This is a genomic window from Photorhabdus bodei, from assembly GCF_003287735.1.
Classification (GTDB): domain Bacteria; phylum Pseudomonadota; class Gammaproteobacteria; order Enterobacterales; family Enterobacteriaceae; genus Photorhabdus; species Photorhabdus kayaii.
This window is the reverse complement of record NZ_NSCM01000139.1, coordinates 1-934: the sequence shown is the minus strand read 5'-3', so window position 1 is coordinate 934 and position 934 is coordinate 1. Positions and strand designations below refer to the sequence as shown.

At 40.8% G+C, this 934-nt stretch carries 2 pseudogenes; both read left to right on the top strand.

The features are described 5' to 3' along the window. Positions 1 to 138: 138 nt before the first annotated feature. Positions 139 to 540, top strand: a pseudogene (locus CKY02_RS26490) (putative type VI secretion system effector); the annotation flags it as partial. A 77-nt stretch (positions 541 to 617) separates the two neighbouring features. Further along, positions 618 to 934: pseudogene (locus CKY02_RS23115) on the top strand (putative type VI secretion system effector); the annotation flags it as partial.

The window sequence follows — 934 nt, the reverse complement described above, 5'->3', positions numbered from 1 at the left end:
ATGACTCAAAACGGACAGGCCGGGTCGGGTGGGAAAGACTATGGGAAGGCTGGTTCCTGCTACAAACGCTTATTGATGGGTATTTACTGGCTAAATCGGTTGATGTAGAGATGTGACTAAGAGACAGGTTGTAGGCAGGGTATTCATTCAAATGCTAAATATCAGTTACGCGGCACCTGGTATGTTTCTTTACTGTTATTTCTTATATTTATGATACTGGGTCTTTTTGATGAACAAAGCAAAGAAAGTATTGTTGATTATATAAAATACATCTCTTCATTTTGTGGGTTGATAGCAATTGTCCTTTCACCGTTAATCTATTTTTCCTGCATGAGAAATCCTAAACCGACATTTAGGCTGGCTGAGGAGATTTTTACTATATTAGGTTTCCCTAATCCTACAGAAATTGATCTTGAGAAACTTACAGAAAAGAGGTTGAAGGAAATCAAGGTCAATTCTCCAGACGAACAATCCGATAAGGCGAGTGGAAGAGTTATGCCCGATCAGGCTTGTTTTTGGAGTTATTATTACTATTACTGATTTCAGCAATTAAATAATAGGAATTAGCCGAATGAAGAACAAAGTAAAAGCTTTGCTAATGCAATGAAGGATTTGTCATGAGTACCAGTCGCTCTTTTAAAGACGCTATTGACTTTAAGGAAATAAAAAGTCAGAGAAGTAGCCTTAATACACGAATCGAGGTTAAGCGAGAAAGGATTCAACGTTGCCCTGAAGATAGAGCCGAAGTGGAAAAAGCAATAGCGGAGGTTCAGGCTCAAATTCCGGTACTGGATGCAATCTTGGCAGAAGAGCCACCGCCGCCGGAATTACCGCCGCGCAAGCCATTAATCAAAGTCAGTGGGGTATTGGAAGAATTTGAGACGCTCTGTGTGAGGGGATATTTTACCGATCGGGAATATGATCCGGCCGCCTT